Here is a 21,930-nt window from a genome sequence, read left to right on the forward strand (position 1 = left end):
AAGCGCAGCTCTGGCAACGCGTAGCGTTGTCGGGGCGGAGCGCCGATCCGGGACCCAGCCACAGGATGCAGTTTGGCGAAGAGTCGGAGTTGCCAGCCCGCGCGATAACCTCTCCCTGGGGTTATGGGTCCCGGCCTACGCCGGGACGACGGCAGAGGTCGTGGCTGGGCTGAGCCTCACATTCGCAGCGACTTAAGATTCAGCGCTCGACGCGATACGCCTCGACCTGCGCCTTCAGCTCCTCCAGCGACGCGAGCGGCGCCTTCGGATCGACCCGGTATTCCCCGCTCGCCAGCCATTTCAACACCATCGCGTCCACGGCCGGCGAATGGTGGATGACGTCGCCGTAATTGTTGAGGTCGTGGGTCACCGCCTTGATCGCGCGGAAATCGTGGAGGCGCACGTTGGGAAGCTGCGTCAGGCGCTGCGCGATGCGGGCCGTAAGATCGGTGACGATGGTCAGCGTCGCCGGTGAGGCATCGCGCATCGCGACGAATTGCAGGATCGAATAGGGCGGGAAGTAGACGTCGAAGGTCACGTCCGGATGGCGCGTGATCAGGCTGGCGGCGTCACGCTCGAAATGCCTGATCATGGCGTCACGCTCGTAGCCCTCGCCGAGAAAGCTGCTGCGCACCGGATCGGTGATATAGGCGAAGGCGGCGCGTGTCCTCTCGGCGTTGTAGGCGCGCGCGACGTCGAAATCCCGTGGCAGCGCGTAGATGTCGTCGACGTCGGACAGCGCGAACTTGACGGGGAGAAACGGCGCCGCACGGCTCAGCGGCTCCCGCAGCGGCGGGACAGACCGCAGCAGCGCGAACAGGGATTCCTTCGCCATCGGCCCGCTGAACAGATATGCCGCGATCCCCTTGGCCGTCCTCCGATAAAGATCGACGGACAGATAGGGATCGGCCTCGATGCCGGCCGCATCGACAAAGCTGAAATCGTCCATCGCCCAGATCACGCGCCGGGCGCCGCGATCGATCGCCTGCTCCAGCACAAAGCCCTGCTGGCGCGAATTGGATCCGGTCATCGCCAGCTTGAGCGAACGGACGCCGAGCGCGCGGTCGATGTCGCTCTGGCGGAAATGGATCGCGAGCGAGGTGCCGATGAAGGCGGTGTCGAACGACTGGCTGCGGATCAGCCCGGCATTCTGCATGCGCGTGTCGTCGGAATAGAACGGCGCGACGAGGCGCGACGGGCGGAACAGTTGCAGGGGATCGACGGCAAAGGTGAGCGCCGCGGCGCCCAGCACGCACGCGACGCTCGCAAGGAGAAGGCGCATCACGCTGGTGAACGATCCCCGCATCAGAACCGGAAGTAGATGAATTCGCTGTGGCTCTGGATGCCCAGAAGTCCGAATGCGAGCACGAGCGATGCACCATAGAGGAACAGCGGCCGCATGCGCCCTGCCCGCAAGCTTTCGCCGACCCTGCGGTTGCCGTGATCGTAGCCCATGATTCCTTGCGTGTTCGGCGCCAGCCACACCAGCGCCGCATAGATCGCGACCTGCACCAGCGCCGCGATCTCCTCGCGGCCGAGGACGATGTTCAAGGGATCAGCCATGGCACTGACGATCCGCAACGCCCAATCGACCCGCTCGGCGCGGAAGAACACCCAGGCGACGACGACGGCGAGGAAGGTCAGCACGGCGCCAAGGATCCGGACCGGGCGCGCATGAAGCGACGGGATGGTCTGCACCAGCGCGCTGAAGGCGTGATTGACGCAGAGATAGGCGCCGTGCAGCGCACCCCACACCACGAATGTCCAGGCCGCGCCGTGCCAGAGCCCGCCGAGCAGCATCGTGATCAGCAAATTGACATAGCGCAGCACGTGGCCGCGGCGGTTGCCGCCGAGCGGGATGTAGAGATAGTCGCGCAGGAATTGCGACAACGTCATGTGCCAGCGGCGCCAGAACTCGACGATGCTCGCAGCCTTGTACGGCGAGTTGAAGTTGACGGGCAGGAAGATGCCGAACATCAGGGAAATCCCGATCGCCATGTCGGAATAGCCGGAGAAGTCGAAATAGAGCTGGAACGTGTAGGCGAGCGCACCACACCAGGCCTGGTCGAAGCTCGGCGAGCGCGCGTCGAAGGCGAGCGCGACCAGGGGCTGGATGCCGTCGGCAAGGCAGGTCTTCTTGAACAGGCCGATGGCGAAGATGATGATTCCGCACAGGATCAGATGCGCGTGCGGCTGCTTGGACTCCTCCCGCTCGAATTGCGGGATCATGTCCTTGTGGTGGAGGATCGGCCCCGCGATCAGATGCGGGAAATAGGTCACGAACAGCGCGTAATGCGGCAAGGCATAACGCGCGACCTGGCCGCGATAGGCATCGACCAGGAACGCGATCTGGGTGAACGTGTAGAAGGAGATGCCGACCGGCAGCAGGATGTGGACCGCGACATGCGTGCCGAGCAGCGCATTGAGATTGTCGGCGGCGAAGCCCGCATATTTGAAGATGCCGAGCACGAGGAGGTCGCCGGCGACACCAAGGGCAAGTGCCGCCCGGCGCTGCGTTGGCATGAGCTCCGCTGCAATCAGGAGATGGCCGACACCGTAGTTGAAGGCGATCGACGCCAGCAGCAGCGCGACAAACTGCCAATTGCCGATGGCATAGAAGGCGAGCGAGGCGACCGCCAGCCAGATCACCGGGGTCAGATTGCCGCGCCGCCCGAGCCAGAAGTACCCGGCCAGCACAGCCGGCAGGAACAGCAGGATGAACGGGTAGGAATTGAACAGCATCAGGCTGGACCGGCGGCGGGGTACTGCCCCTAAAGCATACAAGGGGGCGATCAACAACCCGGCGACTTGGCGCAGTCCTTTGTCCGGTCCTTGGCGCAGCGACGCTGGCAATCCGCGGAATCGGGACGATATAAGGTGGGATACGCTGTGCTAATTCCCCCTTTCCCCGTTCTTACGGGGAGAGGATCGGGGTGAGGGGCCTCTCTCCACACGCGAGATGGTCGAGAGACCTGTACCCCCTCACCCGGATTGCATCTCCGATGCAATCCGACCTCTCCCCGCAGGCGGGGAGAGGTAAGGAAGAGGCGCCGTACGGACGTGAGATGATGAGGATCGAGTGACCCAGACCAAGACACCTTCCCAGCCCCCCGTCGCCCGGCGCCGGCCGCACAGCTTTACCCGGCACGGCATCACCGTGACCGACGACTATGCCTGGCTGAAGGACGAGAAATGGCAGGAGGTGCTGCGCGACCCCGGGGTGATCGACCCCGACATCCGCAAATATCTGGATGAAGAGAACGTCTACACCGAGAGCCTGCTCGGCCATACCGCGGCGCTGCAGAAGACGCTGGTGCGCGAGATGCGCGGGCGGATCAAGGAGGACGATTCCAGCGTGCCGTCGCCGGACGGCCAGTTCGCCTATTTCCGCAGGTTTCGCGAGGGCGGGCAGCACGAACTGTTCGGCCGCATGCCGCGCGAGGGCGGCGACGGCCATATCGTGCTCGACGGCGATGCGCTCGCCAAGGACCACAAATATTTCAAGTTCGGCGGCAGCCGGCATTCGCCCGATCACAAGCTGCAGGCCTGGAGCGCGGACACCAAAGGCTCCGAATATTTTTCGATCCGCGTGCGCGACTGGGCGACGGGGAAGGACTTTGACGACCTCGTCGAGGAGACCGACGGCGGCATCGTCTGGAGCAAGGACGCGAAAAGCTTCTTCTATGTGAAGCTCGACGACAATCACCGGCCGATGCAGGTGTGGCGGCACCGGCTGGGGACGAAACAGGCCAACGACACGCTCGTCTATGAGGAGCAGGATTCCGGCTGGTTCACCCATCTGCACGAGAGCACCAGCGGCCGCTTCTGCGTGATCGCGGGCGGCGATCACGAGACCTCCGAGCAGCGGCTGATCGATCTCGAAAGCCCTGATACGCCGCCGCGGCTGGTCGCGGCGCGTGAGGAAGGCGTGCAATATTCGCTGGCCGATCGCGGCGATCAGCTCTTCATCCTCACCAATGCCGATGACGCCATCGACTTCAAGATCGTCACCGCACCGCTTGGCTCGCCCGAACGGAAGAACTGGCGCGATCTGATCCCGTATCGTCCGGGCATCTACATCATCGACCTCGATCTCTATGCCGGCCATCTGGTGCGGCTGGAGCGCGCCAATGCGCTGCCGGCGATCGTGATCCGCGATCTCGCATCGAACGAGGAGCACGCCATCGCCTTCGACGAAGCCGCCTATTCGCTCGACACGATGGGCTCCTACGAGTTCGAGACAACGAACTTGCGTTTCGCCTATTCGTCGATGACGACTCCGTCGGAGGTCTATGATTACGACATGGCCAAGCGGACGCGGACCTTGCGCAAGCGCCAGGAGATCCCGTCCGGCCACAATGCGAGCGACTACGTCACCACGCGCATCATGGCGAAGGCGCAGGACGGCGCCGAGGTGCCGGTCTCGATTCTCTATCGCCGCGGGCTGAAGCTCGACGGATCGGCACCGCTCCTGCTCTACGGCTACGGCTCCTATGGCATGGCGATGCCGGCCTCGTTCAACGCCAACCGCCTGTCGCTGGTCGATCGCGGCTTCGTCTATGCCATCGCCCATATCCGTGGCGGCGCCGACAAGGGCTGGGGCTGGTATCTCGACGGCAAGCGCGAGAAGAAGACGAATTCGTTCGACGATTTCGCCGCCAGCGCCCGCGCGCTGATCGACGCAAGATACACCAGCGCAAAGCGCATCGTCGGCCATGGCGGCTCGGCCGGCGGCATGCTGATGGGAGCGGTGGCAAACCGCGCCGGCGAGCTGTTCGCCGGCATCGTCGCCGAGGTCCCGTTCGTCGACGTGCTCAACACCATGCTCGACGACACGCTGCCGCTGACGCCGCCGGAATGGCCGGAATGGGGCAACCCGATCGAGAGCGAGAAGGATTTTCGCACCATCCTGTCCTACTCGCCCTACGACAATGTCGCGGCGAAGGCCTATCCGGCCATCCTTGCAATGGGCGGATTGACCGATCCGCGCGTCACCTATTGGGAGCCCGCCAAATGGATCGCCCGCCTGCGCGCCACCATGCGCGGCGGCGGCCCGGTGCTGCTGCGCACCAACATGGGCGCCGGCCACGGCGGCGCCTCGGGGCGATTTGATCGTCTGGACGAGGTGGCGATCGTCTATGCGTTCGCGCTGTGGGCGGCGGGAATGGCGGAGGCCGGGGTGTAGCCCCGTCGTCGTCCTGGCGAAAGCCAGGACGACGACGGAGTGTAAACTACCTGCCGTTCTTCTTCCGCCATTCCGCGAAGTCGGTGAGCGTCTGCGGATCGGTGGCAGGATAGAGACCGAAGATGCCGCGACCCTTGCCGACCTCCTCGGTGACGAAGTCCTCGAACGCGGTCATCTCGAACGTCTCGTTGGCGATATCGTCGGCAAGATGCGCGGGGATCACGATGACGCCGTCGGCATCGCCCAAAATGACGTCGCCGGGAAACACCGGCGCATCGCCGCAGCCGATCGGCACGTTGATCTCGATCGCCTGATGCAGCGTGAGGTTCGTCGGCGCCGAGGGACGATGGTGGTAGGCGGGGATGCCGAGCTTGGCGATCTCGGCGGAGTCGCGAAAGCCGCCGTCGGTGACGACGCCGGCGACGCCGCGCTTCATCAGCCGCGTCACCAGGATCGCACCGGCGGAAGCCGCGCGCGCATCCTTGCGGCTGTCCATCACCAGCACGCTGCCTGCCGGGCAGTCCTCGACCGCCTTGCGCTGCGGATGCGAGCGGTCCTTGAAGACGTCGATGGTGTTGAGGTCCTCGCGCGCCGGCATGTAGCGCAGCGTGAAGGCCTCGCCCACCATGGTCGGCTGGTCAGGACCGAGCGGGTGCACATCCTGGATCATCTGGATGCGCAGGCCGCGCTTGAACAGCGCGGTGGCGACGGTGGCGGTGGAGACGGATTTGAGCTTGTTGCGGGTGGCTTCGCTGAGTTTTGTCATTGGCGCTTTCTTTCTCGTTCGTCATTCCGGGGCGCGCCACTTGGCGCGAACCCGGAATCTCGAGGTTCCGGGTTCGCTTCGCGCCCCGGAACGACGGTGTTAGTAGATCGACGGCTCGCCGATCGGCGCGCCGAAATCGGTCTCGAGGAAGTCGAAGTCGCAGCCGTCATTGGCCTGCTTGATGTGCTTGGTGAACATCCAGCCATAGCCGCGCTCGAAGCGGCGCTCGGGCTGCTTCCAGGCGGCGCGGCGTTTTTCGAGCTCGGCTTCGCTCACATCGAGATTGATGGTCCGCGCGGCGACGTCGAGGGTGATGCGGTCGCCGTTCTGCACCAGGGCCAGCGGGCCGCCGATGTAGGACTCCGGTGAAACGTGCAGGATGCAGGCGCCGTAGCTGGTGCCGCTCATGCGCGCGTCCGAGATGCGCACCATGTCGCGCACGCCCTGCTTCACGAGCTTGGTCGGGATCGGCAACATGCCCCATTCCGGCATGCCAGGTCCGCCCTGCGGCCCCGCATTGCGCAGGATCAGGATGTGGTCCTCGGTGACGTCGAGATTGGGATCGTCGACCGCCTTCTTCATCGACGGATAATCGTCGAACACCAGCGCGGGTCCGGTGTGCTTGAGGAAGCGCGGCGCGCAGGCGGAGGGCTTGATGACGCAGCCGTCGGGCGCGAGATTGCCCTTGAGCACGGCGAGCGCGCCTTCCTTGTAGATGGGATTGTCGACCGAGCGGATCACGTCGTCATTGTGCACCTCGGCATGCGCGATGTTCTCAGCCACCGTCTGGCCGGTGACGGTGATGCAGTCGAGATGCAGATGCGGCTTGATCTGGCCCATCAGCGCCGGCAGGCCGCCGGCATAGAAGAAGTCCTCCATCAGATAGGCATCGCCGCTCGGCCGCACGTTGGCGATCACAGGCACCTTGCGGCTCGCGATCTCGAAATCGTCGAGACCGATGTCCTGGCCGGCACGGCGAGCCTGCGCGATCAGATGGATGATCGCGTTGGTGGAGCAGCCCATCGCCATCGCGACCGCGATCGCGTTCTCGAACGCCTTGCGGGTCTGGATCACCTTCGGCGTCAGATCCTCCCACACCATCTCGACGATGCGACGGCCACATTCACTGGCCATGCGGATGTGGTTGGCGTCCGCCGCCGGAATCGAGGAGGCGCCCGGCAGCGTCATGCCGATGGCCTCGGCGATCGCGGTCATGGTCGACGCCGTGCCCATGGTCATGCAGGTGCCGTAGCTGCGGGCGATGCCGGCCTCGATGTCGAGCCAGTCCTTGTCGGAGATCTTTCCGGCGCGGCGCTCGTCCCAGTATTTCCAGCCGTCCGAGCCGGAGCCCAGCGTCTTGCCCTTCCAGTTGCCGCGCAGCATGGGACCTGCCGGCAGATAGATCGCCGGGATGTTCATCGAGGTCGCGCCCAGCAGCAGCGCGGGCGTGGTCTTATCGCAGCCGCCCATCAGCACCACGCCGTCGACGGGATGGCTGCGCAGCAGCTCCTCGGCGTCCATCGCCAGCAGATTGCGATAGAGCATCGTGGTCGGCTTGAGCAGCGATTCCGATAGCGACAGCGCCGGCAGCTCGAGCGGCAGGCCGCCGGCCATCAGGATGCCGCGCTTGACGTCGTCGACGCGCGACTTGAAGTGCATGTGACAGGGCTGCGCGTCCGACCAGGTGTTGAGGATCGCGATGATCGGACGGTCCTTCCACTCCTCGGGGGCGTAGCCCATCTGCATGGTGCGGGAGCGGTGGCCGAACGAGCGGAGATCGTCGGGCGCGAACCAGCGCGCGCTGCGGAGCTGGTCGGGTGTTTTCTTCTTCTTGGTCATGATTGAGTGCCCCATTTCTGGACCGTGTTCCGCTCGATGGCGCGGAAGATCAGGTTCTCGACAAAGAGCCCGATGATAATCACCGTCAAGAGGCCTGCGAAGACGGCGGGTATGTCGAGGAGGTTGCGGTTCTCGAAGATGAACCAGCCGAGCCCGCCTTGGCCCGAGGACACGCCGAACACCAGCTCGGCCGCGATCAGCGTGCGCCAGGCGAAGGCCCAGCCGATCTTGAGGCCGGTGAGGATCGAGCCGAAGGCGGCGGGGATCAGGATTTTCGCCACATAAGGCAGCCCGCGCAGGCCGTAATTGCGCCCGACCATGCGCAGCGTGTTGGACACACTCTTGAAACCGGAATGGGTGTTGAGCGCGACCGGCCACAGCACCGAATGGATCAGCACGAAAACGAGGCTGCCGTTGCCGAGTCCGAACCAGATCAGCGCCAGCGGTAACAGCGCGATCGCCGGCAGCGGATTGAACATCGCCGTGACGGTCTCGAGGAAATCGGTGCCGATGCGGGTCGAGATCGCAAGCACGGTGAAGATCGCGGCGAGCACGATGCCGGCCGAATAGCCCATGAACAGGACCTTCAGCGAGGCCCAAGCCCGCATTGGAATCGTGCCGTCCTTCACGCGCTCATACATCGTGACGATGGTGTCGTGCAGCGTCGGAAACAGCAGCGGATTGTCGAGGGCGACGCCGTAGGCCTCCCAGATCGCCGCCAGGAACAGGATGATAACGGTCTTGCGGACAAAACCGTCGTTCCACAACAGCTCGGTCACGCTCAGCTTGCGCTCGACCTCGGCAGCGCCGCTGGCAGCAGCGACCGGCGCGTCACGCAGCAATATTCTCGCTTCGCCCATGTCGAGGCTCCCTCAATGCGCGGTGGCTTCGGCGGCGAACAGGAGATCGTGGATCTCCTTCTCCAGCCGGCCGGCGCTGCCGTCCGCACTCGAGACCTTGTCGACATCGACCACCTCGGCCTTGACGCGGCCGGGATGCGGCGACAGCAGGAGGATGCGGTTGCCGATGCGGATCGCTTCCGCGATCGAATGGGTCACGAACAGCACGGTGAATTTGGTCTCGCTCCAGAGCTGGAGCAGCTCGTCCTGGCAGGTCCGGCGCGTCAGCGCGTCCAGCGCCGCGAACGGCTCGTCCATCAACAGGATGTCAGGCTCCATCGCCATGCCGCGCGCGATCGCGACGCGCTGCTTCATGCCGCCGGACAGCGTGTGCGGATAGGCATCGACCACGCGGGTGAGGCCGACTTTCTCGATATAGGCCCGCGCGCGGGCCTCGGCGTCCTTGTGCGGCAGCTTTCGCGCCGTCAGCAACGGAAACATCACGTTGGCGAGCACCGTCTTCCACGGCAGCAGCTGGTCGAACTCCTGGAAGATCATCATGCGGTCGGCGCCCGGGCCGTGGATCTCGCGACCGTTGATACTCATGCGGCCTTCGCTCGGGCTCATGTAGCCGCCGACGGCCTTGAGCAGGGTCGACTTGCCGCAGCCGGACGGTCCGAGCAGCACGAAGCGGTCGGACCTGTCGACGGTGAAGCTCACCCTCTCGGTGGCGGTGACGACGGCGCTGGAGGTCTTATAGCGCAGCGTCACTCCGTTGACGTCGAGCAGCGCCATCAGTTGCCCTTCAGGTCGTGCGCGACGGGGAGATAATAGTCGGTCCAGGCCTTGGGCTGATTCTTCAGCGTGCCAGTCTTGTAGAGATGGGCGGCGAATTTCATCGTACCCTGCGGCTCGAGATTCCACTCCATCATGCCGGGCTCCTTCAGCAGATCGAGCAGCTCCTCCGCCGAGGTCTTGTCGCCGGTGATCTCCTTGTAGATCTCGACGGCTTGCCTGGTGTCGCTGCGGATCAGGTCCTGCGCTTCCTTGGTGGCGTCGCGCACGGCCTGGATGATCTTGGGATTGGCGTCGGCGAATTTGGTCGTGGTGAAGAACTGGGCCTGGCTGAGCGGGCCGCCCATCACGTCGGGCGACGACAGCACGACATGCGCGCCCGGCACGTTCTTCAGCTCCAGGAACGTGAAGGGCGGGATCGAGAAGTGGGTGTGCACCTCGTGCTTGGAATTGGCGAGCGCCGCATAGGCGTCGGGATGGCCGAGCTGCACGGTGTTGGCGTCGAGCTTCGACCATTGATCGGCGCCGAAGGCCTCGGCCGCCGCGATCTGAAGCACGATCGCCTGGGTCGAGACTTTCACCGTCGGCACCGCGATCTTGTCGCCGGGGCCGAAATCCCTGATCGACTTGATGTTGGCATCGCGGCTGATCAGCGTCATCGGCTGCGCCGAGGTTGCGACGATGCCCTTCACGCCGCCGCGGGTACGGTCCCACAGCAACAGGAGATTGCCGGTGCCGGTGTTGAGGATGTCGACGCCGCCCGCGAGCAGCGCATCGGTCTGGGCGCCGCCGCCGGAGAAGGTGACCCATTTGGTCGTGACGCCGGGCACACCGAGGCTGGCGGCATGCTTCTCGATCAGCTTCTGCTTCTCCATGATGTGGCTCGGCATGTAGAAAATGCCGGGCTGGCGCGACAGCGAGATCTCGGACTTCTGCTGTGCATGCGCCGCGGACACCGAGAGGGCGGTTGCGGCGATCAGGGCGGCAGCCGCAAGCTTGCTACGAAGATGCATCATCATTGTTGTGTGTTTCCTCCGGCCAGCGTCGAGCTGCGTTGACCCTGCTGATGCACTAATATATTAGTGCATCAAAGGCAAGCCCGCGGGACCCGACATGGAAGTAACCCATACCGCGCCGCGCGCGGCACGACCCGCCCGGCTCGACCGCGCCCGCCAGGCCGCGCCGCAGGTGTTCGAACGGCTGCGCAATGCGATCATCGCCCTGGAGCTGCCGCCGGGCGCGCCGCTGTCCCGCGCCGAGCTCGCCGGCCAGTTCGGCGTCAGCTCGACGCCGGTGCGCGATGCCTTGATGCGGCTCGAGGAAGAGGGCCTGGTCGACGTCTTTCCGCAGCACGCGACCGTGGTCAGCCGGATCGACATCGGCCGCGCCCAGCAGGCGCATTTCCTGCGCCAGGCGCTGGAGCTCGAGATCGTCCGCCTGCTCGCGGAGAAGCATGACGACGCCCTGATCATCCGCCTCGACCACGCCATCGCACTCCAGCAGCAATTCGCGAAGGCCGGCGAGTTCGAGGCGTTCATGGCCGCCGACAACGACTTCCACGCCCAGCTCTACGCCGCCGCCGGCAAGCAGGAGCTGTGGGCACTGGTGCGCAGCCGCAGCGGCCATATCGACCGGCTGCGCCGGCTGCATCTGCCCTCACCGGGCAAGGCCCAGAATATCGTGCGCCACCACAGGCTGATCACCCGCGCGATCGAGGCCGGGGACGCCGATGCCGCGCAACAGCATCTGCGCAAGCATCTGTCGGGCACGCTGAGCGAGCTCGACAAGATCCGGAGCCACCACCCGGAGTACCTGACGGACTAGTCAGGCGGCGTTGCGCCGGTCCGGCCCGCGATAATCGGCATCGTCGCTGTTGCGGCGGTCCATCGGACCAGTGCGCAGCCTGACGAAGAAGGCCTGGACCTCGGTGGCGAGGCGTTCGGCCGCTCCAGAAACGTGGTTCGCGGCGCCCATCACGTCGTCGGCCGAGCGGTTGGTTTCCGCGATGGCGCCGGAGACGGTCCCGATGCTGGTCGCCAGCGTCTGCGTGCCCGACGCCGCCATCTGGACGTTCTGCGAGATCTCCCGCGTCGCGGCGCCCTGCTCCTCCACGGCGCTGGCAATCGCCGCGGTCACCTCGTCGATCCGGCGCATGGCGGTTGCGACCTCCTTGACGGAGGCGACTGCGCTGCCGGTCGAGTTCTGGATCGCGGCAATGTGCTGAGCGATGTCCTGCGTCGCATTGCGGGTCTGGTCGGCCAGCGCCTTGACCTCGGAGGCCACCACCGCAAAGCCGCGGCCGGCTTCACCGGCGCGCGCGGCCTCGATGGTGGCGTTGAGCGCCAAAAGGTTGGTCTGGCCCGCGATCGCCTGGATCAAATCGACCACCGAGCTGATGCTCTGGGCGGCGTGCGCGAGGCCTTCGATCTCGGCCTCGGAGCGCGCGGTCACCTCGCCCGCCGACCGCACGGTCTTGTTCGACAGTTCGATCTGCCGGCCGATCTCGACGATGGAGCTCGCGAGCTGCTCGGCCGCCGCGGCGACGGTCTGGACGTTGACCGCGGTCTGTTCGGATGCGGTCGCTGCGGACGCGGCCTGGCTCGTCGCATGGTTGGCGATGCCGCCGAGGCTCTCTGCGGTCTGCCGCATGGTGCCGGCGTTCTCGCCGACCAGCGCGAGCAGGTCGCGCGAGGTCCCGCGAAATTCCTCGACCGCGTCCTCCATGTTGCGGTTGGCCGCTTCGCGCGCCTCCGCCTCGCGCGCGAGAGACGCCGCCGCCTGTTGCTGGGCGATCACGTTGTCGCGGAACTTCGCCACCGCCTGCGAGACCACTCCGATCTCGTCGCCGCGCCCGGCCGTCTTGAATTCGACACTGGTGTCGCCCCCGGACAGGCGCGCGGAATCGCCCACCAGCTCGACGATCGGACGGGTGATGGAGCGCGCAACCAGGATCGCAATCGTTGTCCCGAGCGCAAGCCCCGCGGCGAGCAGGATCCATTGCAGCAGCAGCAACCTCTCGACCGCGTCGGCCACGCTGCGGGCGTCCTCGGCGAGCTTCGACTGTTGGTCGCTCTTGAGTCCGCCGGAGCGCTTGCCATCCGTGTCCTTGCGACCGTCGAGCAGATCGAGGATGCGGGCCGCGCGCGGCGCGGCCTCGGTGGACAGGATGAAGACCGGCGCGTTCCATTGCGGCGTCTGGCGGATCGCGAAGATCTTCTGCGGCAGCGGGGTGAAGGCCTCGTTCGCCCTGGCGATGGCCCGGTAAGCGGACGCCTGCCTTTCGGTGAGCAGATCCGCCTGGGTGCCGACCGATGCGAGCGCGGCCCTGAAGGTCGCGAGCGGCTTTTCGAACTTGTCACGGTCGGCCGCCTCGCCCGAGGCGACGTAGAGCCGCAATTGCGATCCCGCCGCGGCGAGATTGCCGCGCACGTCGGCGAAGGTCTTGAGCAGGCGCTTGCGCTGGGGCGTCGCCTCCAGCGCCTCCTCCTCGTCGATCATCGCGGTGATCTCGGCGAACATGGTCGCGATCAGCGGCGCGGCCTCCTTGGCCAGGAGCTCGCTCGCCGGATAGGCCGACGGAGTGAAGGCGGCGAGCTCGGCCTTGTCTTGGGCCTGGCGAAATTCCGCGATCAGCGCCCTGGCTTCGCTCCAGTTGGTCTTGTTCTGCGGGTTGGAAAACCCCTCCGCCATGCGGTCGACCGCGGCGGCGGTGCGATCCAGGTCGGCCCAGACCGCCGCCCGGTCACGCTTGCCCTGCGCATCGCCGGTCAGCAGATAGCCGCGCAGCACCGAGAGCGTGGAGTAGAGATTGCCGACGAGTTCCGTGCTTGCGACTGCGACCGGCGCTCGCAGATCCACGACCGTCTTGATCCGCGACGAGATGTCCGAGACGGCGGCGACGGTGTAGATCACGGTCGCGGCGAGCAGAATGCAGATCAGCGCAAAGCCGCCGAGCAGCCGGGTCCGAATTCCGGTGTTCGCAATCGATTTGAACATGGAAGATCTCGTGCTGGTGGTCGGTTGATCGGTTGGCGTGGTGGGACGCCAGAATGTGAGCAATGAAATGCGCGAAATACTGATACGAGGACTATCGGAGATTGTAGTCAGCGGCCTTTAATCCATAGTGAAGGCTCGGGTTCCGTACAACTACGGCGAGAGAAATATCTCCCGATGCTAAAACGGGTTACGATGTTTGGAACCAGGCCCGACCTCAAATGCACGCAAGAGTGCGTATGATGTGCAAGGCATTGCCTCCCGGCGCGCCAGGAAAGGCAATCGCGGCAGACGCGAGGCGCTTGCGGGGCGGATAGAATCCGCGCAACAATTTCGTATTTGATGCCTTGATTTGCGGTCACTGGAACGTCCCAGCCGACCCGGAGGAATTCAGACGTGGCCAACATCCTGATCGTGGATGACGACCCGGCCGTGCAGATCACGATCCGGCTGCTTCTGGAGAGAGCCGGTCATCACGTCACCGTCGCCGGCGACGGCCACAAGGGACTTGCGCTGTTCGAGGCCAGCCCGTTCGACCTCTTGTTTCTCGACATCTTCATGCCCGGCATGGACGGGCTGGAGACGATGCGCCACATCCGGGCGCTAGCCCCGGCGATTCCGATCATCGTCATTTCCGGCCGATCGATCACGCCGGACGCCCATGCGGAGCCGGATTTCCTGAAGATGGCGACCAAGCTCGGTGCAGTGGCAAGCCTTCAGAAGCCGTTCCGGGCAGACGCGCTGCTCGCCGCGGTGAGCGGCTGCCTCGACGCGGGCAAGCCGGAGGGGCCCGATGTCAGTACCGGCCGCCGATGACGAGGGCGTCTCCTCTGCTGCAGGCCAGAACACGCACGGTCATCCGGGAACCCCTGCGAATATCTCCATGACCCTCGCAACCCGGCTGGCCATCGCGATGATCCTGCTGGTGGCGGCTACCGTGACCGCCGTCGGCTGGCTGGGCTATCGCAACATCACACAAGCCGTCATTCCGCGGGTGCTGGAGCGGGTCGAAGCCCAGTCACGCCTGCTGGCCACCAATCTTGAATCCTACGTTGCCGGCGTTCGCGGCGATTTGGTCGGCTATCGCTCCGCCGCGGCAATCAACGGTCTGATCCGGGCCCACCTCGGCGGAGGAATTGACGCTCTTGACGGCGTCTCGGAGCAGACCTGGCGCGAGCGTATCGCGGCGCGGCTCGCGGCCGAGATCGAGGCCAAGCCCAGCTATGGACAGTTTCGAATCATCGGTCTTGACGACGACCAGCGCGAGCTGGTCCGCGTCGATCGCTCCGGCCCGAACGGAGCGGTACGAGTTGCCCCCGACAGCGAACTGGAGCGCAAGAGCGAACGAACCTACTTTCAGGAAACGATACGACTGGCGCCGGGCGAGATTTATGTGTCGCCCATCGAACTCGCGACCCGCCAGGGGGGAACCACGGCCTTGCACACTCCGACCCTGCGGGCCGCGACGCCGCTGTTCACGCCCGACGGCAAGCCGTTCGGCATCATCATCGCCAATATCGACATGCGTCCGGTACTCGACCGCATTCGCTCGACGACGAGCTCGGGAGGCGAGATCTACGTCGTGAATGCGCGCGGCGACTATCTGGTTCATCCCGATCAGACGCGAGAATTCGGCTCGTTGCGCGCCCCCCCCACCAACTGGCGCAGTGATTTTCCATTTTTCTCAGCCCTGGCAGGCTCGCCGGGAGTATCCACGCAGCTCGCGACCGATGGATCGGGCCGGCCGAGCGGCGCGGCGATCGCGCCTGCGCTGCTTGCGAGCAAGGAATGGGTCGCAATCATCGTGACCATTCCCCCGGCCGTCTTTGGCCGCGTGCCGGCCGCCATTCAAAAAACGTCCTTGCTCGTCGGCTTGCTTGCCGTCCTCGCCGCGGCTTCGCTCGCGGTGCTGCTGGCGCGCTCCCTGACTCGCCCGATCGGGCGCCTGACCGCGGCCGTGGAGGCCATCGGCAGCGGACGGCCAGCGGACATTCCCGTCGATGCAAGCGGCGAGACGGGCGTGCTGGCGCGGGCCTTTGCCCACATGGTCGAGGAGATGAAGGCAAAGACGTCGGCACTGGAGCACGAGGTCGAGGAGCGGCGTCGCACCGAGGCCGTCCGCGACCAGCTCGCCGTCCGCGAAAGCCTGTTCAGCGCGGCGGTCCAATCCTCCGACGATTCGATCGTCCTGCAAACGCTCGACGGCATCATCATCGGCTGGAACGCGGCAGCCGAACGCCTCTACGGCTATTCGGCCGAGGAAGCGATCGGACAGCCGACGTCGATCCTGCTTCCGCCGGATCGCCGCGAGGAGGGCAAGGACTATCTTCGGCGGATTGCGAGGGGTGAGCGGATCGAACATTTCGAAACCGTGCGCCTGCGCAAGGATGGCAGCCCGGTCGAAATCTCGGTGAGCCTCTCACCGATCAGGGGCCCCTCCGGCGAGATCATCGGCGCCTCGGGCTCGGCGCGCAGCCTCACCGAGGCGCGACGGACCGAGCGGGCGCTACAGCAGCAGCTCGAGGAGCGGCGGCAGCTTTTCGACGCCTCGCAGGACCTGATCATGATCATGGACTCGCAGGGCCATATCGCGCAGATCAGCCCGAGCTGCGAGGCCATTCTCGGCTACCGGCCCGACGACATGATCGGCTACAGCGGCGCCGATTTCATCCACCCGGCCCATCTCGAACAATCGCGCGAGGAAATGCGCGCACTCAGGCGCGGCGGGCACCCGAAGCTCGCCGACACCCGCTGCCTCCACAGGGACGGACGCGAGATCTGGCTGTCCTGGCTCGGCAACTGGTCCGATCAGGCCAAGCGCTACTTCTTCGTCGGGCGCGACATGACCGAGGCAAGGCTGGCCGAGGAGTCCTTGCGCGAAAGCGAGCAGCTGGCCCGCAACATCGTCGAGACCGCGCTCGACGCCTTCGTCCAGACCGACGACCGCAGCATCATCCTGAACTGGAGCTCGCGGGCCGAAGAGCTGTTCGGCTGGCGCCGCGACGAAGCGCTGGGCAGGAATGCGATCGACCTCATCGTCGCCACAGGTGAGCGCGAGAGGGTCAAGGCGGGTCTCGCACGCTTCCTCGATTCCGGAGACGGTCAGACGCTCAATCGCCGCCGCGAGCTGGTCTGCTGCCGCCGTGACGGCAAGGAATTCAAGGCCGAACTGAGCGTCACGGCGCTGAAGCGCCGCGAAGGCATTCTGTTCAACGTCTTCTACCGCGACCTCACCGACAAGATCGCGTCCGAGGAACGCATCCGCCATGCGGAGAAGATGGAGGCGGTCGGCCAGCTCACCGGCGGCGTGGCGCACGACTTCAACAACATCCTCACCGTGATCACCGGGACGATCGAAATCCTCAGCGACGCAGTGGCCAAGGAGCCCGAGCTTGCGGCGATCACCCGGATGATCGACGAGGCCGCCGGCCGCGGCGCCGAGCTGACCCAGCACCTGCTCGCGTTCGCGCGCAAGCAGCCGCTCCAGCCGCGCGAGGTCGATATCAACTCGCTGATCGTCGACACCGCAAAGCTGCTGCGGCCGACGCTGGGCGAGCAGATCCAGATCGAATCCGTGTTCGAGGAGGAGAGCTGCGTTGCGATCGTCGATCCCAACCAGCTCACCACCGCGATCCTCAACCTCGCGCTCAACGCCCGCGACGCCATGCCCGGCGGCGGCAAGCTGATCGTGGAGACGGGCGCCGCCTATCTCGACGAGGTCTATGCCAGCGTCAACGACGTCCGGCCCGGGCACTACGTGCTGATCGCCGTGAGCGACACCGGAACCGGCATTCCGTCCAACATGCTGACCAGGGTGTTCGATCCCTTCTTCACCTCGAAGGGACCGGGCAAGGGCACCGGACTCGGGCTTTCGATGGTCTACGGCTTCATCAAGCAGTCCGCGGGCCACATCAAGATCTACAGCGAGGAAGGCCACGGCACCACGATCAAGATGTACCTGCCGCCAGGCAAGACGGCGACGGCGGTCGGCGACGGTGTGATCCCTGCGACGATCGAGGGCGGACACGAGACGATCCTGGTGGTCGAGGACGACCGGCTGGTGCGCGACTACGTGCTGGCGCAGCTGCATGCGCTGGGCTACGTCACCTTGCAGGCTGCGAACGCCGCGGAAGCGCTCGCGATCGTCGCCGCCGGAAAGCCGTTCGACCTCCTGTTCACCGACGTCATCATGCCCGGCAGGATGAACGGACGGCAGCTCGCCGACGAGCTGATGAAGACGCGCCCCGATCTCAGGGTGGTCTACACGTCAGGCTATACCGAGAATGCGATCATCCATCACGGCCGGCTGGATTCGGGCGTTCTGCTGCTCGCAAAGCCCTACCGCAAATCGGATCTCGCGCGGATCATCCGCAAGGCGCTGCTGGGGTGAGGCTTGGGAGTCATTCCGGACGCGCGTAGCGCGATCCGGAATCTCGAGATTCCGGGTTCGATGCTCCGCATCGCCCCGGAATGACGAAGAAATGTCCGCGATGCAACCGACCCTACGACGCGCGCTGCGCCGCGGTCATCACGATCCGGATCAGGTCGGCGGCATTGCGCGCACCGAGCTTCTTCATGATGTTGGCGCGGTGGTCCTCGATGGTGCGCGGGCTGATGCCGAGAGTGCGGCCGGCTTCCTTGTTGGAAGCGCCGGCGGCGAACTGCTCGAGCACCTCGCGTTCGCGCCGCGTCAACGGCTCGCGTCCGGGGAAATGCAGCGAGCCGAATTTCGGCGCTGCGTTCTCCGCCTGCCTGCGTGCATAGGCGCCGATCGCCTCGTCGAGGCGGCCGACGATCTCGCTGCCGCGGAACGGCTTCTCGATGAAGTCGAGCGCGCCGCTCTTGATGGCGCCCACCGCCATTGTGATGTCGCCCTGCCCGGAGATCATGAAGATCGGCGCCGGATAATCCTCACCGTGCAGCTCCTTCAGAATGTCGAGACCCGACTTTCCGGGAATGTGCACGTCGAGCAGGATCGCAGCCGGTGTGCGGTTTCGCGCGACGGAGAGCAGCGCTGCGCCGTCCGCAAAACAGATCACCTCATAGCCCGCCGCCTTCAACACCATCGACAAGGTGTCGCGAACAGCCGGGTCGTCGTCGACTACGAAGATTTCACCGCGAGAGGTTTGTTCGGCCATGTGCCATGTCCAATTGGCATTAGAGTCCATTCGGCATTGAGGACTCGCGTCCGCGCCAACCGTTATGGCGTTCGGCGCGGATTCGGCCCACCCGTATTTGTACGGGACATAGACTTAACGCACAAGTAGCGGCATGGCGCCTAATTGCGGGGGACGGAGAATATCCATGCTAAATTTGGCCAGCACGCCACCTCTCGTCACGACGCCCGAGGCCGACAGCCGTCAGTTGATTGCGGCCGACCTTCGCTGCCTGATCGCGCAGATCGAGAGCAGCATGCGCCTGATCGACGCAGCCATGATCGATGCAGGCCCGGAGCAGGACGACAACGGCGATCAGGCCGGTTCCGCCGACATTTTCGTGCTCGACGACGTCACGCCGCGCTATGCCACGGCGAGTGCCGCCCTCAACGTCTGCCGGGCGGGCCTTGGCCACGCCCTGCAATACCTGTCGGATTCCGGCGACCCGGTGTAGGTCGCGATCGGCGCGGCGGCGGCTGCATCCGATTGCATGGCAGCTCCGCGCGTCAGGTGCGGTGCCGTTCCACGATCGCGTCGCTGGCGACACCACCCCAGGTGTGGATCGCCGGCAGCCCCATCGCGGTCTTGCCGAGGTTGGCGAGGCTGATGCGCAGGGCCGCCAGATCGAGCGGCTTCGGCAGGCCCTGGAGCTGGATCCCGACGGAGCGGGCGAAGCTGCGGGCGGCGCTGCGGCGCTTGCCGTCCATGCCGCTGATGACGATCACGGCACCGGCGAATTTCGCGTTCGCCATCTCGCGCAACACGTCGATGCCGTCGCCATCCTCCAGCACGAGATCGAGCGTCACGCAGTCGAAGCGCGCGGCGCGCAGCTTCTCGATCGCTTCCGCCACGGACGGCGCCACGGTGACCTCGTGGCCGGCCTGCTTGGCGGCGACCGTGATCAGGCTGCGCTGCGTGGCGTCGTCATCGACCACCAGGAGCTGGAGCGCACGCCGCTCGGCGACGTCGGGCAGGTTCGATGGGACGGGGGAGAGGGAACTTCTGGGCATTGCCGTATTCCTGAGATTGAGACAGGCAATGGATACACGGCGCGCGCTTAGGCCACGTAAAGCCGCCGCGGCAAATTCGCCCGGATGTTTCAGCAAATGTAAAGCAACGTGGCGGAAAGCGCCGGCGCCGCCACGCGCCGGTCAGGCTGCCGCGTCGTGGCCGCCGGCGGCGCCGCGCTTCTTGCGGTTCTTGCCGCGCAGGAACTGGATGTCCATTTCGGCGCCGTTGACGCGCACCAGCTCGCAGCGGCGGTAGGCTAGGCCGGTGGACGACAACAGCAGGAAGAACTCTTTCAGGTTCAGCCCCTGGATCGAGCCTTCAACCGTAAGGATGGCGTCGGTGTCGGAAATGGCGTTGAGCTTGCAGTCACGGCGCCAGGTGCCGTCGATGGCCATGATGCAGACATCATAGCCGCGACTGAAGGTGACGCGCTCCGCGCCTTTTCCATCCTCGGCCATGCCTATCGTCCCGCCATCACCGCCATGCGCGGCGCCACGCCGGCGAGAGCCGGCTTGGCCACGGCTGCACGCGGATCGTTCGGCTTGTAGAGGCCGCGCCGGTCGGGAATCGGCCTGAACGTATCCGTCAGTCCGACCACGGTTTCGGCGGCACCCAGCACGAGGAAGCCATCGGGCTCGATCTGGCGCGCCAGGCGGTTGAAGATGTTGATCTTGGTGTCCTGGTCGAAATAGATCAGCACGTTGCGGCAGAAGATGACGTCGAACGTACCGAGCTGGGCGAAGTCGTGCAGCAGGTTGAGCTGGCGGTGCTGGATCATCGCCCGCAATTCGGGATTGATCTGCCAGGTCTCGCCGGTCTGCTTGAAATATTTCACCAGCATCTGGATCGGCAGGCCGCGCTGCACCTCGAACTGGCTGTAGACGCCGGCTCTGGCCTTCTCCAGCACCTCCTGCGACAGGTCGGTCGCGATGATCTCGACGCGCCAGCCGGTGAGGGCCGCACCCATCTCCTTCAGGCACATCGCCAGCGAATAGGGCTCCTGTCCGGTCGAACCGGCGGCGCACCAGATCCGCACGCTGCGGCGCCCGGCGCGCGCCTTGATGATCTCGGGCATGATGGTGTCGCGGAAATGATCGAACGGGACCTTGTCGCGGAAGAAGAAGGTCTCGTTGGTGGTCATGGCTTCGACCACGTCGGTGATGAGCGCGCGCGAGCCACCCTGCAGCTTCTGCACGAGCTCGGGGATGCCGGAGAGCCCGGCCTTGCGGGCGAGCGGCAAGAGGCGGCTTTCGATCAGATACTGCTTGTCTGCGGACAGATCGAGACCTGAATTGTCCTTCAGGAACTTGCGCAGATACTCATACTCGGTCGGGGTCACAGATGGCCTCTCGAAAGCTGTACTGAAAACACTCTGGCCGGAACACTCGGGCCAGACACACTCAGACCATGGCTTGTCCGACCGGGATCAAGCCGACTTCAGCGAACTTGTCGGCGATAATGTCTTTGTCGAAGGGCTTCATGATGTATTCGTTGGCGCCGCCGCTGAGCGCCTGGGCGATATGGGCCACGTTGTTCTCGGTGGTGCAGAACACCACCTTCGGCTGGTCGCCGCCGGGCAGGCGGCGCATGTGGCCCATGAACTCGAAGCCGTCCATCACGGGCATGTTCCAGTCGAGCAACACCGCATCGGGCAGTTGCCGCTGGCAGATCTCGAGCGCCTTCGAGCCGTCCTCGGCTTCGGTGACCTGGAATTCCAGGCCTTCCAGGATGCGGCGCGCGATCTTGCGCACGACGCTGGAATCATCGACCACCAAACAGGTCTTCATTTTGGTTCTCCGGCTTCGATGTTTCGTTGGTTCACGCAGCCATTTGCACTTTGGTTTCGAGCTCGAGGACGCGATCGACGTCGAGGACGACCATGAGCTGGCCGTCGAGGCGGTGGACACCGCCGGCGAGCTTGGCCATGCGGGGGTCGAGGTTGACAGGGTTTTCTTCCTTGCCGTCCTCGGGCAGGCGCAGCACCTCGCCGATCTGGTCGATCAGCAGGCCATAGGATTCGCCGCGCAGGTCGACACCGACCGCCATCGGCACCTTGCCGTCCTCGGGCCTCGGCAGGCCGAGGCGGGCGCGCATGTCGACCACGGTGACGATGCGGCCGCGCAGGTTGAGGACGCCGGCGATCTCGCGGGAGGACAGCGGAACGCGGGTGACGCGCTCGGGCATGAACACGTCCTGGACGCGGGAGATCGGCAGGCCGAACAGCTGGCCGCCGATCATCGCGGTGACGTATTCGACCATGGCGCCTTCGGTGGACTGGGTCTTGTTGGCCATCAGCGTATCTCCTGATCCCGCTTTTTCGTTTTGAGCATGATCTCGTCGGAAAAC

Annotated in this window: 19 protein-coding genes; 5 read left to right on the plus strand and 14 right to left on the minus strand. The window is 65.3% G+C overall.

Translation table 11 applies throughout. The annotated features are described in order from the left end of the window. Positions 1-199 precede the first annotated feature (199 nt). Both BJA_RS01875 and BJA_RS01880 read right to left on the minus strand, forming a co-directional pair. Positions 200-1,306, minus strand: coding sequence for a hypothetical protein (locus BJA_RS01875; protein ID WP_011083206.1), 1,107 nt, complete (start codon positions 1,304-1,306; stop codon positions 200-202). Further along, positions 1,306-2,742, minus strand: a complete 1,437-nt coding sequence (locus BJA_RS01880) for an MBOAT family O-acyltransferase (protein ID WP_011083207.1) — start codon at positions 2,740-2,742, stop codon at positions 1,306-1,308. The genes BJA_RS01875 and BJA_RS01880 overlap by 1 nt, the downstream gene beginning before the upstream one ends. 337 nt (positions 2,743-3,079) lie before the next feature. Here BJA_RS01880 and BJA_RS01885 point away from each other — a divergent pair, with 337 nt between their 5' ends. Next, the gene (locus BJA_RS01885) at positions 3,080-5,185 is read left to right on the plus strand and encodes a S9 family peptidase (RefSeq protein WP_011083208.1); all 2,106 of its coding nucleotides are present in this window, start codon (positions 3,080-3,082) and stop codon (positions 5,183-5,185) included. A gap of 46 nt (positions 5,186-5,231) precedes the next feature. Here the strand turns inward: BJA_RS01885 and BJA_RS01890 are convergent, their stop codons facing one another. From BJA_RS01890 to BJA_RS01910, 5 genes are all read right to left on the minus strand, one after another. After that, complete coding sequence (locus BJA_RS01890; protein WP_011083209.1) at positions 5,232-5,951, minus strand: ribonuclease activity regulator RraA; 720 nt, start codon at positions 5,949-5,951, stop codon at positions 5,232-5,234. 99 nt (positions 5,952-6,050) lie between these two features. Continuing rightward, a complete protein-coding gene (gene araD / locus BJA_RS01895) occupies positions 6,051-7,790 on the minus strand; it encodes an L-arabinonate dehydratase (RefSeq protein WP_011083210.1) in 1,740 nt (579 codons plus the stop codon). Continuing rightward, positions 7,787-8,650: an ABC transporter permease gene (locus BJA_RS01900; protein ID WP_011083211.1), complete on the minus strand. Its 864-nt coding sequence runs from the start codon at positions 8,648-8,650 to the stop codon at positions 7,787-7,789. The genes araD and BJA_RS01900 overlap by 4 nt, the downstream gene beginning before the upstream one ends. Before the next feature lie 12 nt (positions 8,651-8,662). Further along, positions 8,663-9,424 carry an ABC transporter ATP-binding protein gene (locus tag BJA_RS01905; RefSeq protein ID WP_011083212.1) on the minus strand — a complete coding sequence of 254 codons (762 nt, stop codon included), beginning with the start codon at positions 9,422-9,424 and terminating at the stop codon, positions 8,663-8,665. Then, positions 9,424-10,443, minus strand: coding sequence for an ABC transporter substrate-binding protein (locus BJA_RS01910; protein ID WP_011083213.1), 1,020 nt, complete (start codon positions 10,441-10,443; stop codon positions 9,424-9,426). The genes BJA_RS01905 and BJA_RS01910 overlap by 1 nt, the downstream gene beginning before the upstream one ends. A gap of 94 nt (positions 10,444-10,537) precedes the next feature. On the opposite strand from BJA_RS01910, the gene BJA_RS01915 reads away from it, so the two are divergent. Next, positions 10,538-11,248, plus strand: a complete 711-nt coding sequence (locus BJA_RS01915) for a GntR family transcriptional regulator (protein WP_011083214.1) — start codon at positions 10,538-10,540, stop codon at positions 11,246-11,248. Here BJA_RS01915 and BJA_RS01920 read toward each other — a convergent pair whose 3' ends face one another. Further along, positions 11,249-13,420, minus strand: coding sequence for a HAMP domain-containing methyl-accepting chemotaxis protein (locus BJA_RS01920; protein WP_011083215.1), 2,172 nt, complete (start codon positions 13,418-13,420; stop codon positions 11,249-11,251). A 393-nt stretch (positions 13,421-13,813) separates the two neighbouring features. Here BJA_RS01920 and BJA_RS01925 point away from each other — a divergent pair, with 393 nt between their 5' ends. Both BJA_RS01925 and BJA_RS01930 read left to right on the plus strand, forming a co-directional pair. Then, on the plus strand, positions 13,814-14,233 hold the full coding sequence (locus BJA_RS01925; RefSeq protein WP_011083216.1) for a response regulator: 420 nt from the start codon (positions 13,814-13,816) through the stop codon (positions 14,231-14,233). Further along, positions 14,211-17,807, plus strand: coding sequence for a PAS domain S-box protein (locus BJA_RS01930; protein ID WP_011083217.1), 3,597 nt, complete (start codon positions 14,211-14,213; stop codon positions 17,805-17,807). The genes BJA_RS01925 and BJA_RS01930 overlap by 23 nt, the downstream gene beginning before the upstream one ends. A gap of 112 nt (positions 17,808-17,919) precedes the next feature. Here BJA_RS01930 and BJA_RS01935 read toward each other — a convergent pair whose 3' ends face one another. Further along, entirely contained in the window at positions 17,920-18,555 is a 636-nt protein-coding gene (locus BJA_RS01935; RefSeq protein ID WP_011083218.1) for a response regulator transcription factor, read from the minus strand. 166 nt (positions 18,556-18,721) lie between these two features. Here BJA_RS01935 and BJA_RS01940 point away from each other — a divergent pair, with 166 nt between their 5' ends. Then, positions 18,722-19,027, plus strand: coding sequence for a hypothetical protein (locus BJA_RS01940; protein ID WP_028175690.1), 306 nt, complete (start codon positions 18,722-18,724; stop codon positions 19,025-19,027). Positions 19,028-19,079: 52 nt separating this feature from the next. On the opposite strand, the gene BJA_RS01945 is transcribed toward BJA_RS01940, so the two are convergent. The 5 genes from BJA_RS01945 to BJA_RS01965 all read right to left on the minus strand — a co-directional run bounded on the left by BJA_RS01945 (position 19,080) and on the right by BJA_RS01965 (position 21,876). After that, entirely contained in the window at positions 19,080-19,583 is a 504-nt protein-coding gene (locus BJA_RS01945; protein WP_011083220.1) for a response regulator, read from the minus strand. A gap of 141 nt (positions 19,584-19,724) precedes the next feature. Then, positions 19,725-20,042 (minus strand): hypothetical protein, encoded by a 318-nt coding sequence (locus BJA_RS01950; protein WP_011083221.1) that lies wholly within the window; start codon positions 20,040-20,042, stop codon positions 19,725-19,727. Positions 20,043-20,044: 2 nt separating this feature from the next. Then, the gene (locus BJA_RS01955) at positions 20,045-20,923 is read right to left on the minus strand and encodes a CheR family methyltransferase (RefSeq protein WP_011083222.1); all 879 of its coding nucleotides are present in this window, start codon (positions 20,921-20,923) and stop codon (positions 20,045-20,047) included. A 61-nt stretch (positions 20,924-20,984) separates the two neighbouring features. Continuing rightward, entirely contained in the window at positions 20,985-21,371 is a 387-nt protein-coding gene (locus BJA_RS01960) for a response regulator (RefSeq protein WP_028143851.1), read from the minus strand. 31 nt (positions 21,372-21,402) lie between these two features. Then, the gene (locus tag BJA_RS01965; RefSeq protein WP_011083224.1) at positions 21,403-21,876 is read right to left on the minus strand and encodes a chemotaxis protein CheW; all 474 of its coding nucleotides are present in this window, start codon (positions 21,874-21,876) and stop codon (positions 21,403-21,405) included. Positions 21,877-21,930: the final 54 nt, after the last annotated feature.

It is taken from the genome of Bradyrhizobium diazoefficiens USDA 110 (assembly GCF_000011365.1).
GTDB classification, from domain to species: domain Bacteria; phylum Pseudomonadota; class Alphaproteobacteria; order Rhizobiales; family Xanthobacteraceae; genus Bradyrhizobium; species Bradyrhizobium diazoefficiens.

Bases quoted from the DNA above. Each gene is read 5' to 3' on its own strand.
- BJA_RS01920 (WP_011083215.1), bottom strand. From the start codon at position 13,420: ATGTTCAAATCGATTGCGAACACCGGAATTCGGACCCGGCTGCTCGGC.
- BJA_RS01875 (WP_011083206.1), bottom strand. From the start codon at position 1,306: ATGCGGGGATCGTTCACCAGCGTGATGCGCCTTCTCCTTGCGAGCGTC.
- BJA_RS01960 (WP_028143851.1), bottom strand. From the start codon at position 21,371: ATGAAGACCTGTTTGGTGGTCGATGATTCCAGCGTCGTGCGCAAGATC.
- BJA_RS01905 (WP_011083212.1), bottom strand. From the start codon at position 9,424: ATGGCGCTGCTCGACGTCAACGGAGTGACGCTGCGCTATAAGACCTCC.
- BJA_RS01950 (WP_011083221.1), bottom strand. From the start codon at position 20,042: ATGGCCGAGGATGGAAAAGGCGCGGAGCGCGTCACCTTCAGTCGCGGC.
- BJA_RS01915 (WP_011083214.1), top strand. From the start codon at position 10,538: ATGGAAGTAACCCATACCGCGCCGCGCGCGGCACGACCCGCCCGGCTC.
- BJA_RS01940 (WP_028175690.1), top strand. From the start codon at position 18,722: ATGCTAAATTTGGCCAGCACGCCACCTCTCGTCACGACGCCCGAGGCC.
- BJA_RS01965 (WP_011083224.1), bottom strand. From the start codon at position 21,876: ATGGCCAACAAGACCCAGTCCACCGAAGGCGCCATGGTCGAATACGTC.
- araD (WP_011083210.1), bottom strand. From the start codon at position 7,790: ATGACCAAGAAGAAGAAAACACCCGACCAGCTCCGCAGCGCGCGCTGG.
- BJA_RS01945 (WP_011083220.1), bottom strand. From the start codon at position 19,583: ATGCCCAGAAGTTCCCTCTCCCCCGTCCCATCGAACCTGCCCGACGTC.
- BJA_RS01880 (WP_011083207.1), bottom strand. From the start codon at position 2,742: ATGCTGTTCAATTCCTACCCGTTCATCCTGCTGTTCCTGCCGGCTGTG.
- BJA_RS01900 (WP_011083211.1), bottom strand. From the start codon at position 8,650: ATGGGCGAAGCGAGAATATTGCTGCGTGACGCGCCGGTCGCTGCTGCC.
- BJA_RS01890 (WP_011083209.1), bottom strand. From the start codon at position 5,951: ATGACAAAACTCAGCGAAGCCACCCGCAACAAGCTCAAATCCGTCTCC.
- BJA_RS01935 (WP_011083218.1), bottom strand. From the start codon at position 18,555: ATGGCCGAACAAACCTCTCGCGGTGAAATCTTCGTAGTCGACGACGAC.
- BJA_RS01910 (WP_011083213.1), bottom strand. From the start codon at position 10,443: ATGATGATGCATCTTCGTAGCAAGCTTGCGGCTGCCGCCCTGATCGCC.
- BJA_RS01930 (WP_011083217.1), top strand. From the start codon at position 14,211: ATGTCAGTACCGGCCGCCGATGACGAGGGCGTCTCCTCTGCTGCAGGC.